Source organism: Streptomyces sp. NPDC087859, from assembly GCF_044742595.1.
Classification (GTDB): domain Bacteria; phylum Actinomycetota; class Actinomycetes; order Streptomycetales; family Streptomycetaceae; genus Streptomyces; species Streptomyces canus_F.
In genome coordinates this window covers 30,753-45,207 of record NZ_JBIUUU010000002.1, presented here as the reverse complement: position 1 = coordinate 45,207, position 14,455 = coordinate 30,753, and the positions used below count along the sequence as shown (strand labels likewise).

Below are 14,455 nucleotides of genomic sequence, written 5' to 3'. Positions count from 1 at the left end.
GCCGTTGGGGCCGCCGGTGGTCAGGCGGGCGAGGGGCTTTCGTCCTCGGCGACCTCTCCGCCGGCCTCGTCGGTCTGTGGGGCGGAGTCCATGGCGAGCCGCAGCAGCTGATGGCAGATCGGGCAGTGCCGCGTCAGATGGCGGCGATAGGAGGTGGCGGCCGACGACAGATGCGCACGGAGCAACGCCCGCGTCTCGTGCCTGGCCGAAGCCGCCATACGCCACCTCCAGGGGTCACACAGGGGAACAGGCCCTGGTTTCTGGAGTACCGAGCGAATGTGACGCCGTCAAGACGGCACAGGCGGCAGGCGGCGCAAACGAGCCCGGATCCAAAGACCCGGGAGGCGGGCACGAAGAAGGCCCGCACCTTTGATGGGTACGGGCCTTCTTGCTTCACTGCGGTCCTGACGGGATTTGAACCCGCGGCCTCCACCTTGACAGGGTGGCGAGCACTCCAAGCTGCTCCACAGGACCAGGTTTCGCGGCGCTTATTGCTGCGTTGCGCTGCGAGAAGGACTGTACAGGAGGGTGAGCCCCGTGCGCGAACTCACCCAGCGTGCGGGGGTGGTTACGGGACGGCCGCGTCGATCGCCTTCACGATCCGCTTGTCCGAGACCGGGTACGCCGTGCCCAGCGCGTGGGCGAAATAGCTGACCCGCAGCTCCTCGATCATCCAGCGGATGTCCAGCACGGAGGAGGGGACCGGGCGGCCCTGGGGCATCTGCTCCAGGAGCCAGGCGTACTCGTCCTGCATCTCGTGGACCTTCTCCATGCGCGTGGTGTCCCGCTGGACGTTCGTCGGCATCTGCTGGAGACGCCGGTCCGCCGCGACCAGGTAGCGCATCAGATCCGCCAGACGACGCAGACCCGTCTCCGTCACGAAGCCCGGCTTCACGAGGGCGTCCAGCTGCTTGCGTACGTCCTGGAGGTTCGCCAGCAGCGCGGGGCTCCGTACGGCCTTCAGGCGGCGCTCACAGGCCTGCCAGGCGGCAAGGACCTGCTGCACCTGGCCGACCGTACGGACCGTCGTGTCGACGATCTCGGCACGCACCTTGTCGTAGAGCTTCCGGTACGACTCCTCGTCCCACGCCGGCCCCCCGAAGTCGGCGATCAGCCGGTCCGCCGCCGCCATCGCGCAGTCGTCGAACAGGCCCTGGATGGAGCCGTGCGGGTTCGCCGAGAGCGCCAGCTTCTGCGGGTTCGTCAGCTTCTCCGACGCGAACTTCGCCGGGTTCACCGGGATGTTGCGCAGGATCAGCCGCCGCGTGCCCTTCCACATCGCCTCCGCCTGCTCCGCCTCCGTGTCGAAGAGGCGTACGGAGACCGTGTCGCCGTCGTCCACCAGCGCCGGGTACGCCTTCACCGGCTGGCCGGCGCGGCGGGTCTCGAAGACGCGGGTGAGGGAGCCGATGGTCCAGTCGGTGAGGCCCTTGCGCTCCAGGGACTCGCCGCCCTGGCGTTCCGCCGTCGCCGCGGCCGCCTGGGAGAGGGCCTGGCGCGCCTTCGGCTTCAGCCGGAGCTTCAGCGCCTCCAGGTTCTTGTCCTCGGCGAGATTGCGGCGCCGCTCGTCGACGATCCGGAAGGTGATGCGCAGGTGGTCCGGGACCTTCGACCAGTCGAAGTCCTCGGCGTCGAAGGGCACCCCGACCATCCGCTTGAGCTCACGGGCCATGGTGAGGGTCAGCGGCTCCTGGAGGGGGACCGCCGTGGCCAGGAAGCGCTGGGCGAAGTTCGGCGCCGGTACGTAGTTGCGGCGGATCGGCTTGGGGAGGGAACGGATCAGCTCCGTCACCACCTCTTCCCGCAGTCCTGGGATCTGCCAGTCGAAGCCCTCGTCCGTGACCTGGTTGAGCACCTGGAGCGGGATGTGGACCGTCACACCGTCCGCGTCCGCACCCGGCTCGAACTGGTACGTCACACGGAACTTGAGCGGCCCCTGCCGCCACGAGTCCGGGTAGTCGTCCTTGGTGACCGCCTCCGCCGACTCCCGGATGAGCATCTCCCGCTCGAAGTCCAGGAAGTCCGGCTGCTCATGCCGCTTGTGCTTCCACCAGGAGTCGAAGTGGGCGCCGGAGACGACGTGTTCGGGCACCCGCTGCTCGTAGAAGTCGAAGAGTGTCTCGTCGTCGACCACGATGTCCCGGCGCCGCGCCCGGTGCTCCAGCTCCTCGACCTCGCTGAGGAGTTTGCGGTTGTCGGCGAAGAACTTGTGGTGGGTGCGCCAGTCGCCCTCGACGAGCGCGTTGCGAATGAAAAGCTCGCGGGACGCCTCCGGGTCGATCCGGCCGTAGTTCACCTTGCGCTGGGCGACGATCGGGACGCCGTACAGCGTGACCTTCTCGTACGCCATGACGGCCGCCTGGTCCTTCTCCCAGTGCGGTTCGGAGTACGTCCGCTTCAGGAGGTGCTCGGCGAGCGGCTCGACCCACTCCGGCTCGATCTTCGCGTTGACGCGGGCCCACAGACGTGACGTCTCGACCAGTTCGGCCGACATCACGAACCGCGGCTGCTTCTTGAAGAGCGCCGAGCCGGGGAAGATCGCGAACTTGGCGCTGCGGGCGCCCAGGTACTCGTTCTTGTTGCCGTCCTTCACGTCCTTCATGCCGATGTGCGAGAGCAGACCGGCGAGGAGGGAGACATGGACGCTCTGGTCGGGCGCGTCGTCCTCGTTGAGATGGATGCCCATCTGCTTGGCGACCGTGCGCAGCTGTGTGTAGATGTCCTGCCACTCGCGGATGCGCAGGAAGTTCAGGTACTCCTGCTTGCACATCCGGCGGAAGGACGAGGAGCCGCGCTCCTTCTGCTGCTCGCGCACGTACCGCCACAGGTTGAGATAGGCGAGGAAGTCGCTGGTCTCGTCCTTGAAGCGGGCGTGCTGCTGGTCGGCCTGGGCCTGTTTGTCGGCGGGGCGCTCGCGCGGGTCCTGGATCGACAGGGCGGCGGCTATGACCATGACCTCGCGGACACAGCCGTTCTTGTCGGCCTCCAGCACCATGCGGGCCAGGCGCGGGTCGACGGGCAGCTGGGCGAGCTTGCGACCGGTCTCGGTGAGCCGCTTGCGCGCGTCCTTCTGCGCCGGATCAAGGGCGTTGAGCTCCTGCAGCAGCTGCACGCCGTCGCGGATGTTGCGGTGGTCCGGCGGGTCGATGAAGGGGAACTTCTCGATGTCGCCGAGGCCGGCCGCGGTCATCTGGAGGATGACGGAGGCCAGGTTCGTACGGAGGATCTCCGCGTCCGTGAACTCGGGGCGGCCCTCGAAGTCCTCTTCGGTGTAGAGCCGGATGCAGATGCCGTCGGACGTACGGCCGCAGCGGCCCTTGCGCTGGTTGGCGCTGGCCTGCGAGATCGCCTCGATGGGGAGCCGCTGGACCTTGGTGCGGTGGCTGTAGCGGCTGATCCGGGCGAAGCCGGGGTCGATGACGTACTTGATGCCCGGGACGGTCAGCGACGTCTCGGCGACGTTCGTAGCCAGAACGATCCTGCGCCCCGTGTGCTGCTGGAACACGCGATGCTGCTCGGCGTGCGAGAGCCGGGCGTACAGCGGGAGGACCTCGGTGAACCGGTAGTTCTTCTTGTTGAGCGCGTCCGCGGTGTCCCGGATCTCCCGCTCACCGGAGAGGAAGACCAGGATGTCGCCCTTGCCCTCGCCCTGGAGCTCCTCGACGGCATCGCAGATCGCGGTGATCTGGTCGCGGTCGGAGTCGTCGGAGTCCTCTTCGAGGAGCGGGCGGTAGCGGACCTCGACGGGATAGGTGCGGCCGCTGACCTCGACGATCGGCGCCTCACCGAAGTGCCGGGAGAACCGCTCGGGATCGATGGTCGCCGAGGTGATGACGACCTTCAGATCCGGCCGCTTCGGCAGCAGCTGGGCGAGATAGCCGAGCAGGAAGTCGATGTTGAGGGACCGCTCGTGCGCCTCGTCGATGATGATCGTGTCGTAGGCGCGCAGCTCACGGTCGGTCTGGATCTCGGCGAGCAGGATGCCGTCCGTCATCAGCTTGATGAAGGTGCCGTCCTGGTTCACCTGGTCGGTGAACCGCACCTTCCAGCCGACGGCCTCACCGAGCGGGGTGTCCAGTTCCTCGGCGACCCGCTCGGCCACGGTACGGGCCGCGATACGGCGGGGCTGGGTGTGCCCGATCATGCCGCGGACGCCACGGCCCAGTTCCAGACAGATCTTCGGGATCTGGGTCGTCTTGCCCGACCCGGTCTCACCCGCGACGATCACGACCTGGTGGTCACGGATGGCGTCCGCGATCTCGGCCTTCTTCTGGCTGACGGGCAGCTGCTCGGGATAGCTGACGGCGGGCACACGTCCGCGCCGCGTGGCCATCCGCTCCTCGGCCTTCGCGACCTCGCCCTCGATCTCGGCGAGCACGGCGGCCCGTGCTTCGGGCTTGCGGATCTTGCGCGCGCCTTCGAGCCTGCGCCCGAGTCGCTGCGCGTCGCGCAGGGAGAGCTCGGTCAGGCGAGGGGCGATTGTGCCGAGGGCCGGGGCACCGGGGGCAGGATGCGTAGACATACGCGATCCAGGATCTCATCCCGCACAAAGAAGGGGCGAACCCTTTTGGGCCCGCCCCCTCTCGCGCTCCCCGCGTACGTCACCGCACGTCGACGTAGTCCTCCGTGCCGCTGCCCACGAAGTGCTTGCTGTCGGGGTACAGGAAGACCGGTACCCAGGTGCCGTCCTGCTGGGCCGTGAAGCCCTTGCTGAAGGATCCGCTCGTCTTCGTGGTGACGGTGGCCATCAGGTACCAGGTGCTCTTGCCCTTGGGCCGGAAGAGGATCCGGACCTTCTTGTCGCCGTACGCCGTCCAGGACGTCGAGCCGGCCTTGCGCTCCTGGAGCACGCCCTTCACGGTGATCGTCCGGCCCTTGTAGACCGGCTCCGGAGACGCGTTGGCGTCCTTGACCCGGGTCAGGGCGCGGTTGCGGCGCAGGCTGTCGCTGACGGTGCCCTTGATGTCCTTGGCGGCGGAACCGGCGTAGCGCAGCCGCCAGTAGCCGTCGGTGTAGCCGGGCAGGTCCTCGACGATGAACTGGTGGTCCAGCTGGGTCTTCAGGGTCTTCTTCGTGGTCCAGCTGGTGCGGCCATCCGCCGAATACTGGAGGTCCACGTTGAGGCTGTCGCCGGTGTCCCGGCCGCGTGCCGCGACGATGCCGGTGACGTCGAGTCGGGCGTACTCGTCGAGCCGTGCGGTGAACTCGGTGAACTCGGTCGTCGCGGTGGTCCGCACCGGGACCTCGACCTTCGCGCTGCGCTCGATCCAGGGGTTGTGGGGGTACGGCGTGAAGCCCACCTCGTAGACGGTCTCACGGCCGTACGCGTACTTCTCCAGGGTGAAGCGGCCGTCGGCGTCGGTGGTCGCCTCGGTGGCGTCGCTCGTGCTGCCGTCGCGGTAGTCCATCTCGACAGGGATGCCGGCCAGCGGCTTCCACGCGTCGCCGCTGAGGTACTGGAGCGTGCCCGTGACGGAGACCTTCTGGCCCGCGGTGACGTGGAAGCTCCTCTTGTCCTTGTCCAGCACGAAGCGGGTCTTCGCCGTCTTCGGCGTGATGTCGAGCCACGGGTAGACGGTCGCGTAGCCGAGGTCGCCGTCGTAGGTGGCCCAGGCCCAGCCGCCGCCGTCCGTCAGCTCACGGGACGCGGAGAAGTGGCCGGCCTCGTCGGTCGTCACGGTCAGGTCGCCGCTCTGGCCGAGATGGAGGTCGACGCTCGCGCCGGGCATCGGCACGGTCTCCCGTGTGCTGGGGTCGCGCAGGACCAGGTCGCCCTCGCCCGTGACCGTCCTGTGCTCGATGTCCGGCGTGAGCGGTGTGACGGTGAAGCCGTCGACGACGGGCTGCTTCCGGTACCGCAGCGTGCCCGCGTTCTTCTGGACCGTTGTCTCGCCCGCGGTGTTCGTGGCCTCGACGTCGATCGTGTAGTCGCCGAGGGTGTCCAGGTGGACGGGCTGGGAGGCCCAGACGCCCTCCCACGAACTGGTCCAGTACTTCTGTGTGAAGCCGGTGACCGTGGCGACCGGCGCGTCCGTCTCGCTGCTGCCGACGGGGCGCAGCGACGCGGTGACCTTGTCGATCGTCCCGCTGTAGTGGAGGCGTACGTCGATGACCGACCAGTCGGCCTGGTCGCTGTACGCCTCCTCGACGGTCGGCCCCGCGGCGTGGGCCGTGCCGGGTATCGCGAGTGTGGAGACCAGGACGGCACCGGCCGTCACCAGGCCTCGGACCATGCGTCTCAAGAACCCCCCAGGCTCTCTGCGAGCGACGAAAACCCCCTCCGGTCGCCCGGAGGGGGTTTTACGTACTGAGTGGCTGGGGCCGGGGTCGAACCGGCGACCTATCGCTTTTCAGGCGATCGCTCGTACCAACTGAGCTACCCAGCCACGAGGTTTCCGAGGAAACCTCAGCGGTCCTGACGGGATTTGAACCCGCGGCCTCCACCTTGACAGGGTGGCGAGCACTCCAAACTGCTCCACAGGACCTGGCTTTGTGTGCGAACAGTGTCGCACACGGTGTTGCGTGCCCCCAACGGGATTCGAACCCGTGCTACCGCCTTGAAAGGGCGGCGTCCTAGGCCGCTAGACGATGAGGGCTATCGGCCCGCCTTGCGCTTCGCAGCGCGTCGGGGACGTGAGAAGCATATGGGATGCCGGGAGGTATCGCCAAAACGGTTTAGGGAGCGCTGTCGGACGGGCTGGGGGACGGCGTCGGGGCGGGACTCGGGGTGGGGCTGGGGGTGGGAGCCGCGCCCGGCAGGTTCTCCTCCGGCAGGTGACGGCTGACCTCGGCCGTCGTCAGGCCGAGCCCGCCGAGTTTGATCTCGTCCCAGGCCTGCAGGCGCCGGGAGTCGCGGTCGAAGTAGAGGATCGAGGCCTCGATCGGGTCCGGGTACTTCCCCTCCACCGCGCGCAGCCCGCTGCCGCCGGTGGAGCCCTCGACGCGCAGCCGGGTGCCGTTGCGCAGGACCTCCATCTCCTGGTGGTGCAGATGGCCGGAGAGCACCAGCGGCACCGAGCCGTCCACCTCCCGCGCGGCCGACGGCTCGTGCGCGACGGCGACGTCCACGGGCTTTCCGGCGGTCGTCCAGTCGCGCAGCGCGGCGGCGAGGCGGGCGCCCGCGGCCTCCTGGGTCTCCTCGGCGCCGGGCCCCTCGCTGCGGTCGGGGGTGAACTGCGGGTCGCCGATGCCGGCGAAGCGCAGGCCGGCGACGCTCTGGGCGCGCCCGTCGTCGAGGACGTGCACGTTCTTCAGGCCCTCCATGTAGCGCTGGGTGACGCCGGAGTCGTGGTTGCCGCGCACCCACACGTACGGCGCCCCGAGGTCCTCGATCGGGTCCAGGAAGCCGTTCTCGGCGGCCGTGCCGTGGTCCATGGTGTCGCCGGAGTCGACGATGACGTTCACCTGGTACTGCTCCACCAGGGAGGCGACGATCTTCCAGCTGGCCGGGTTCAGATGGATGTCCGAGACGTGCAGGACACGGATGGTGGTGGGGTCCGGCTGGTAGGCGGGGAGGGTGGAGGTGACGTCGTACAGCTTCGTCACGTTGGTGACGAGCCGCGCCAACTCCTGCTGGTAGACGTCGAATTCGGTGACGATGTTGCGCGCGTTGCCGACCAGGGACGGGGCGGAGGAGAGCAGTCCGGAGAACTTCGGCTCCAGGACGGAGTCGGGGTTCCAGGTGGCGTACGCCGTCCCGCCGGACGCGGCGAGCATGCCGAGGGCGAGGCCGCCGGCGGCGAGGGCGCGGCGGGGGCGGCGGTAGACGGCGAGGCCGAGGGCGGTGGCGCCCACGACAACGGCGACGCAGGACCGTACGGCCAGGTCGAGGGTGCCGTGCTCGACGTCCTCGGCGACCTCGTCCTGGAGCCCGGAGAGGCGTTCGGGGTGGTCGACCAGGGCCTGGGAGCGGACCGGGTCGAGCTGGTCGACGTTGACGTCCAGGCGGACGGGGGCGTGGTGGCTGTCCAGTTGCAGGGCGCCCAGCGGGGAGACGTTGATCTTCGTGCCGCCGGTGAAGGACGGGCGCAGGGTCATCGTCGTGTTCATGGGGCCGACGGGGGTGCGGACATTGCCGACGACCAGCAGCCCCAGCCATGCCCCGAGCAGCACGACGGCCACCAGCCCGACGGCCCGGGCCCACGGATGCGGCTGGTGGACGAGTTCCAGTGTCGGCAGGGGGCGGCGGGTGCGGTAGTGGCGGGCGAGGGTGCGGGGTGAGCGGCGTAGGCGGATCAGGACGTTCAGGACGGCGGCGGGGACGCGAGCCATTGGTCCCGTATGCCCAAGTCCGGGGGTGGGTATGCGGCTCCGCCGCGGCGGGCGGCGGGGCCGGTGTTCTCGGTCAGCCCCAGCCCAGCTCGTGGAGGCGCTCGTCGTCGATGCCGAAGTGGTGGGCGATCTCGTGGATCACGGTCACGGCGACCTCGTGCACCACGTCGTCCTGGGTCTCGCAGAAACGCAGGGTCGGACCCATGTAGATCGAGATGCGGTCGGGGAGCACGCCGGCGTACCACTCGCCGCGGTCGGTGAGGGGGGTGCCCTCGTAGAGGCCCAGCAGTTCGGGGTCGTCGGCGGGAGGTTCGTCCTCGACGAACACGGCGACGTTGTCCATGACCCGGGTCAGTTCGGGCGGGATCCGGTCCAGGGCCTGGCTCACGAGTTCTTCGAAGGCTTCGCGCGTCATCTCCAGCACAGGGCCATTGTCGGGGACGGGGTGCCTGGAGAGGAGGCGGGTGCGGGCGGGTCTCGCGCGTGTCCTCTTGTGGGCGGCGGGAGTTGAACGGGTTGACTCCCTCAACCGCCCTCGGAGGTGGCTGCCCGTGCGCCCCATGTACGTACCCGTCCGTCTGGCCGCCACGGTGATGGCGGTCGCCGCTGCCGCCGGCTGTATGAGTGTGGGCGACGACGACGGTGGCAAGAGCGCCAAGCCGTCGCACTCCGCCGGTCAGCGGGGCGGGGACGCGCCGGACGGCGGATCGGCGGTGTCGGGCGGGGGCGGTGGGTTCGGGGCCGCCGAGGCCGACGGCAAGCACGGGAAGAAGAAGGGCAAGGGCAAGGCGGGGGAGTCGGCGTCGCCCTCCGCCTCGGAGTCGGCCGGGGAGAGCGCGTCGCCCTCGGCGGACGTCAAGCCCGGGAAGCCGGACAAGCCGCAGCCGACCCCGACGAAGACCCAGCCCGCCCCGACGAAGACGCCCGATCCGACCCCGACGCCGACTCCGACCCCGGACCCGCCCACCCCGACACCCACGGTCGCCGAGCCGTCCTCGTCCGCCCACCAGGAGGCCGAGCCGCAGCTGGCCCAGCGTGAGCCGGCACCCGCGGCGGGGACGCCGGCGTAGGGCGGATGGGCGGGCACTCCTCCGGGCGCGAACGCCCTCGGGGGCCGGGTGTGACGTACGTCAATGGGACCTGGTTTGCCTTCCGGGGGGATGGGTGCGTAAGGTGGTAGATCGTTTGATCCCATTTGCCCGGCGCCAAAATAGAGCGCGCCGTGTGGCGCGTTCTCTCCCTTGCCGTGGCTGACCGCATAGAGGCGGTCGTATTGCGAATCACGGAGTTGACGGGCGCGTGCCGACGAGACTCCGGAAGGTTTCGCATACGCATGTCCATTTCCAGTTCTGATCACGCCGTCATGCCCGAGAACGGCGAGAACGAGATCGTCGAGGAGACCCCCGAGGTCACCTTCGCCACTCTCGGTCTCCCCGAGGGCGTCGTGCGCAAGCTCGCGCAGAACGGCGTGACCACCCCCTTCCCGATCCAGGCCGCGACCATCCCGGACGCCCTGGCCGGCAAGGACATCCTCGGCCGTGGCCGCACCGGCTCCGGCAAGACCCTCTCCTTCGGTCTGCCGCTGCTCACGAAGCTGTCCGGCGGCCACACCGACAAGAAGAAGCCCCGCGGCATCATCCTCACGCCGACCCGTGAGCTCGCGATGCAGGTCGCGGACGCCCTCCAGCCGTACGGCGACGTCCTCGGCCTGAAGATGAAGGTCGTCTGCGGCGGAACGTCGATGAGTAACCAGATGTACGCCCTGGAGCGCGGCGTCGACGTCCTCGTCGCCACCCCGGGCCGTCTGCGCGACCTCATCAACCGCGGCGCCTGCTCCCTGGCCAACGTCGAGGTCGCCGTCCTCGACGAGGCCGACCAGATGTCCGACCTGGGCTTCCTGCCCGAGGTCACCGAGCTGCTCGACCAGATCCCCGGCGGCGGCCAGCGCATGCTGTTCTCGGCCACGATGGAGAACGAGATCTCCACGCTGGTCAAGCGCTACCTGACCAACCCGGTCACGCACGAGGTCGACAGCGCCCAGGGCAACGTCACGACCATGTCGCACCACATCCTCATCGTGAAGCCCAAGGACAAGGCGCCGGTCACCGCGGCCATCGCCTCCCGCAAGGGCCGCACGATCATCTTCGTCCGCACCCAGCTGGGCGCCGACCGTATCGCCGAGCAGCTCGTCGAGGCCGGTGTGAAGGCCGACGCGCTGCACGGCGGCATGACGCAGGGTGCCCGTACCCGCGTCCTGGCCGACTTCAAGGACGGCTACGTCAACGCGCTGGTCGCCACCGACGTCGCCGCGCGCGGCATCCACGTCGACGGCATCGACCTGGTGCTCAACGTGGACCCGGCCGGCGACCACAAGGACTACCTGCACCGCGCCGGCCGTACGGCCCGCGCCGGCCGCACCGGCACCGTCGTGTCGCTGTCCCTGCCGCACCAGCGCCGCCAGATCTTCCGCCTCATGGAGGACGCGGGCGTCGACGCCGGGCGCCACATCATCCAGGGTGGCGCCGCCTTCGACCCCGAGGTCGCCGAGATCACCGGCGCCCGGTCGATGACCGAGGTCCAGGCCGAGTCCGCGGGCAACGCCGCGCAGCAGGCCGAGCGCGAGGTGGCCTCCCTCACCAAGCAGCTGGAGCGGGCGCAGCGCCGCGCGAGCGAGCTGCGCGAGGAGTCCGACCGTCTCGTGGCCCGCGCCGCGCGTGAGCGTGGCGAGGACCCGGAGGCCGCGGTGGCCGAGGCGCAGGCCGCGGTGGCCGCCGAGGCCGAGGCCGCGTCCGTGCCGGAGCAGCCGGTGGCGCAGCAGGCCGAGCGTACGGAGGGTTCCTCCTCGTACGAGCGTCGTGACCGTCGGGACAACGACCGTGGCGGGTTCCGTCGCGACGACCGTCGTGACGACCGCGGTGGTCGTTCCTTCGAGCGTCGGGACAACGACCGTGGCGGGTTCCGTCGCGACGACCGTCCGGCCGACCGTGGCGGGCGTTCCTTCGAGCGTCGTGATGACCGTGGTGGGTTCAACCGTGACCGTGACGACCGCGGTGGTCGTTCCTTCGAGCGTCGGGACAACGACCGTGGAGGCTTCCGTCGCGACGACCGTCCCGCCGACCGTCCGGCCGGCCGCTCCTTCGAGCGTCGTGACGACCGTGGTGGGTTCAACCGTGACCGTGACGACCGCGGTGGTCGTTCCTTCGAGCGTCGGGACAACGACCGTGGAGGCTTCCGTCGCGACGACCGTCCCGCCGACCGTCCGGCCGGCCGCTCCTTCGAGCGTCGCGACGAGCGCGGCGGTCACCGTGGCAGCGACCGCCCCTTCAACCGTGACCGCCGCGACGACCGCCCGGGCTTCCGCTCCGGTGGCCACGACCGCCCCGGCTTCCGCCGCGACGACCACCGTGGCACCGGTTCCGGCTCCGGTTCCGGTTCCGGCTCCTCCTTCGGACGCCGTGACGACAAGCCGCGCTGGAAGCGCAACGGCTGACGTCGGCTGAACCGACCTTGAAAGGGCCCCTGCGACTTCGGTCGCAGGGGCCCTTTTGCGACCCTTCCGCGAAAGGTTCTAGCCAAGTTGTGACGTGTGTCACGCCCTTGGTAAGGGAATTGCTGGGGGCATGACAGATGACGACATAGCGAGTGGGCAGTCGAAGGTCTCCGGACTCTCCGACGAGGAACGCCTCGCCCAGCTCGGCTACACGCAGGTCCTGGCCCGCCGCATGTCGGCGTTCTCCAACTACGCGGTCTCCTTCACGATCATCTCGGTGCTGTCGGGCTGTCTGACGCTGTACCTGTTCGGGATGAACACCGGCGGCCCCTCGGTGATGATCTGGGGCTGGGTCGCGGTCGGCCTGATGACGCTGTTCGTCGGGTTGTCGATGGCCGAGATCTGTTCGGCGTACCCGACGTCGGCGGGCCTGTACTTCTGGGCGCACAAGCTCGCCCCCAGCCGGACCGCGGCCGCCTGGGCGTGGTTCACGGGCTGGTTCAACGTGCTCGGCCAGGTCGCGGTGACCGCCGGTATCGACTTCGGCGCCGCGTCCTTCCTCGGCGCGTACCTGAACCTGCAGTTCGACTTCGAGGTGACACCGGGCCGGACGATCCTGCTGTTCGCGGGCATCCTCGTCCTGCACGGTCTGCTGAACACCTTCGGCGTACGGATCGTCGCCCTCCTCAACAGCGTCAGCGTGTGGTGGCACGTGGTGGGCGTGGCGGTGATCGTGGGCGCGCTGACCTTCGTACCGGACAAGCACCAGTCCGCGTCCTTCGTGTTCACGGAGTTCGTCAACAACACGGGCTGGGGGAGCGGGGTCTACGTCGTCGCGCTGGGCCTGCTGATGGCCCAGTACACCTTCACCGGCTACGACGCCTCCGCCCATATGACCGAGGAGACGCACGACGCCTCGACGGCCGGCCCGAAGGGGATCGTGCAGTCGATCTGGACGTCGTGGATCGCCGGCTTCGTGCTGCTGCTCGGCTTCACCTTCGCGATCCAGTCCTACGACGGCGCGCTGAACTCCTCGACGGGCGCGCCCCCGGCGCAGATCCTCCTGGACGCCCTGGGCGCGACCGCCGGCAAGCTGCTGCTGCTCGTCGTGATCGGGGCGCAGCTGTTCTGCGGGATGGCCTCGGTGACGGCCAACAGCCGCATGATCTACGCCTTTTCGCGTGACGGCGCGCTGCCGTTCTCGCACATCTGGCACACGGTCAGCCCGCGCACCCGGACGCCGGTCGCGGCCGTGTGGCTGGCGGCTTCGGGGGCGCTGGTCCTGGGGCTGCCGTATCTGATCAACTACACGGCCTACGCGGCGGTGACGTCGGTGGCGGTGATCGGGCTGTACATCGCGTACGTCATCCCGACGCTGCTGCGGCTGCGCAAGGGCGAGGGATTCGAGCGCGGGCCGTGGCATCTGGGCCGCTGGTCCGGGGTCATCGGCGTGGTGTCGGTGGTGTGGGTCGGCGTGATCACGGTCCTCTTCATGCTGCCGCAGGTCTCCCCGGTCACCTGGGAGACCTTCAACTACGCGCCGATCGCCGTCCTGGCGGTCCTGGGCTTCGCGGCGGCCTGGTGGCTGGCCTCGGCCCGGCACTGGTTCCTGAACCCCGAGCACGAGCGGACGCGGGCCCGCGAGGCGGCACGCAAGGGGGCGCCGGAACCGGTTGATCCGTGATCTTTGGGTCGACTTCCCCTCGCCCCGTCACTTCCGGCGCGGCCGTGTCACCGATACCCGATCGGAGACTCGGCCGCGTCCGGCTATGCTCGGGGAGGCAACATCGCCTGGGCCCTTAGCTCAATTGGCAGAGCAGTGGACTTTTAATCCATTGGTTGTGGGTTCGAGTCCCACAGGGCCTACCCGGGAGCCCCCGCGTCAGACTGTTCTGAGGTGGGGGTTTCGGCGTTCCCGGAGACCTGCCGGGCGCTACGGACCCCACGGCGGCGGGCCGGTGCGGGTGGCCCAGGCGGCGAGGGCGGCCTCGTCGAAGAGGCGGATCCCGGTGCCGGACGCGTACCGGGCCGCGGGCTTCGTGAACACGGACGTGGTGACGACGGCGGCGACCTGGGCGCCGTGGACGCTGTAGCAAGTGCCGCCGAACCGCTGGAGGTCCGGGCTGCCCACCTTGGTGGTCGGGCCGTAGCGCTTGCACTGGATGACGACGCGACGCCCGTCCGGGGCGTCGGCGACGACGTCGGCGCCCAGGTCCCCGGCGCCCCCCACGACTTGGACCCCGAGACAGCCGTCGCGTTCGCAGAGGAACGCGACGGCGTGCTCGAACTCCCTTGAGCTCATGGCGTGGTAGCGCGCCACCTCCGCGGACCGCAGGGTGCGGACGCGATGGAGCTCCGCGGCCTGCCGGGCCCGGCGCTTGCCGAGTGCGAGGCCGCCGCCCATGAGGAGCAGGAGGATGAAGAAGGCGCCCGCGCCGTTGCCGTCGGCCCAGGCGAGGAGCGCCGCCGGGAGCAGGACGAGGGCGGCGACCGCGTAGAGGCAGCCTGCGACTCCGATCGGTTCGGACGGCCGGACGAGGTCGCGTGTGGGCGCGCGCATGGATCCCCCCAAGGTGTGCCAGGTGGAGAGATCTACCACCGGGGCGGGTGGCGGGTGGCCCTTATGCCGGTGAACAGCCCGTTCCGGTGTTCTCTCACGCCTGGGGCGTGCGCCTCCCCGCCGCCCCCAAAGGG

Annotated in this window: 9 protein-coding genes and 5 tRNA genes; 4 read left to right on the top strand and 10 right to left on the bottom strand. The window is 69.6% G+C overall.

The window, feature by feature from the left end:
* Positions 1–20 precede the first annotated feature (20 nt).
* The 9 genes from ACIOHP_RS04060 to ACIOHP_RS04020 form a co-directional block, all read right to left on the bottom strand.
* Positions 21–218 carry a DUF6274 family protein gene (locus ACIOHP_RS04060; RefSeq protein ID WP_361483429.1) on the bottom strand — a complete coding sequence of 66 codons (198 nt, stop codon included), beginning with the start codon at positions 216–218 and terminating at the stop codon, positions 21–23.
* 181 nt (positions 219–399) lie between these two features.
* Positions 400–474, bottom strand: a tRNA-Asp gene (locus ACIOHP_RS04055).
* Between the two features lie 94 nt (positions 475–568).
* Positions 569–4,522 carry an ATP-dependent RNA helicase HrpA gene (hrpA, locus tag ACIOHP_RS04050; protein WP_401883215.1) on the bottom strand — a complete coding sequence of 1,318 codons (3,954 nt, stop codon included), beginning with the start codon at positions 4,520–4,522 and terminating at the stop codon, positions 569–571.
* Between the two features lie 79 nt (positions 4,523–4,601).
* Complete coding sequence (locus ACIOHP_RS04045; protein ID WP_401884111.1) at positions 4,602–6,233, bottom strand: hypothetical protein; 1,632 nt, start codon at positions 6,231–6,233, stop codon at positions 4,602–4,604.
* A gap of 79 nt (positions 6,234–6,312) precedes the next feature.
* A tRNA-Phe gene (locus ACIOHP_RS04040) sits at positions 6,313–6,386 on the bottom strand.
* Positions 6,387–6,410: 24 nt separating this feature from the next.
* A tRNA-Asp gene (locus tag ACIOHP_RS04035) sits at positions 6,411–6,485 on the bottom strand.
* 38 nt (positions 6,486–6,523) lie between these two features.
* Positions 6,524–6,596: transfer RNA gene (locus tag ACIOHP_RS04030), tRNA-Glu, on the bottom strand.
* 79 nt (positions 6,597–6,675) lie between these two features.
* Positions 6,676–8,271 (bottom strand): metallophosphoesterase, encoded by a 1,596-nt coding sequence (locus ACIOHP_RS04025; protein ID WP_401883213.1) that lies wholly within the window; start codon positions 8,269–8,271, stop codon positions 6,676–6,678.
* A gap of 73 nt (positions 8,272–8,344) precedes the next feature.
* Complete coding sequence (locus ACIOHP_RS04020) at positions 8,345–8,695, bottom strand: metallopeptidase family protein (protein ID WP_307028807.1); 351 nt, start codon at positions 8,693–8,695, stop codon at positions 8,345–8,347.
* Positions 8,696–8,822: 127 nt separating this feature from the next.
* On the opposite strand from ACIOHP_RS04020, the gene ACIOHP_RS04015 reads away from it, so the two are divergent.
* From ACIOHP_RS04015 to ACIOHP_RS04000, 4 genes are all read left to right on the top strand, one after another.
* A complete protein-coding gene (locus ACIOHP_RS04015; RefSeq protein ID WP_401883209.1) occupies positions 8,823–9,341 on the top strand; it encodes a hypothetical protein in 519 nt (172 codons plus the stop codon).
* A 263-nt stretch (positions 9,342–9,604) separates the two neighbouring features.
* Positions 9,605–11,761: a DEAD/DEAH box helicase gene (locus ACIOHP_RS04010; RefSeq protein ID WP_361559547.1), complete on the top strand. Its 2,157-nt coding sequence runs from the start codon at positions 9,605–9,607 to the stop codon at positions 11,759–11,761.
* Positions 11,762–11,891: 130 nt separating this feature from the next.
* Entirely contained in the window at positions 11,892–13,445 is a 1,554-nt protein-coding gene (locus ACIOHP_RS04005; protein ID WP_401883206.1) for an amino acid permease, read from the top strand.
* A gap of 109 nt (positions 13,446–13,554) precedes the next feature.
* Positions 13,555–13,627: transfer RNA gene (locus ACIOHP_RS04000), tRNA-Lys, on the top strand.
* 67 nt (positions 13,628–13,694) lie between these two features.
* On the opposite strand, the gene ACIOHP_RS03995 is transcribed toward ACIOHP_RS04000, so the two are convergent.
* On the bottom strand, positions 13,695–14,321 hold the full coding sequence (locus ACIOHP_RS03995) for a restriction endonuclease (RefSeq protein ID WP_401883203.1): 627 nt from the start codon (positions 14,319–14,321) through the stop codon (positions 13,695–13,697).
* Between the last annotated feature and the right edge of the window lie 134 nt (positions 14,322–14,455).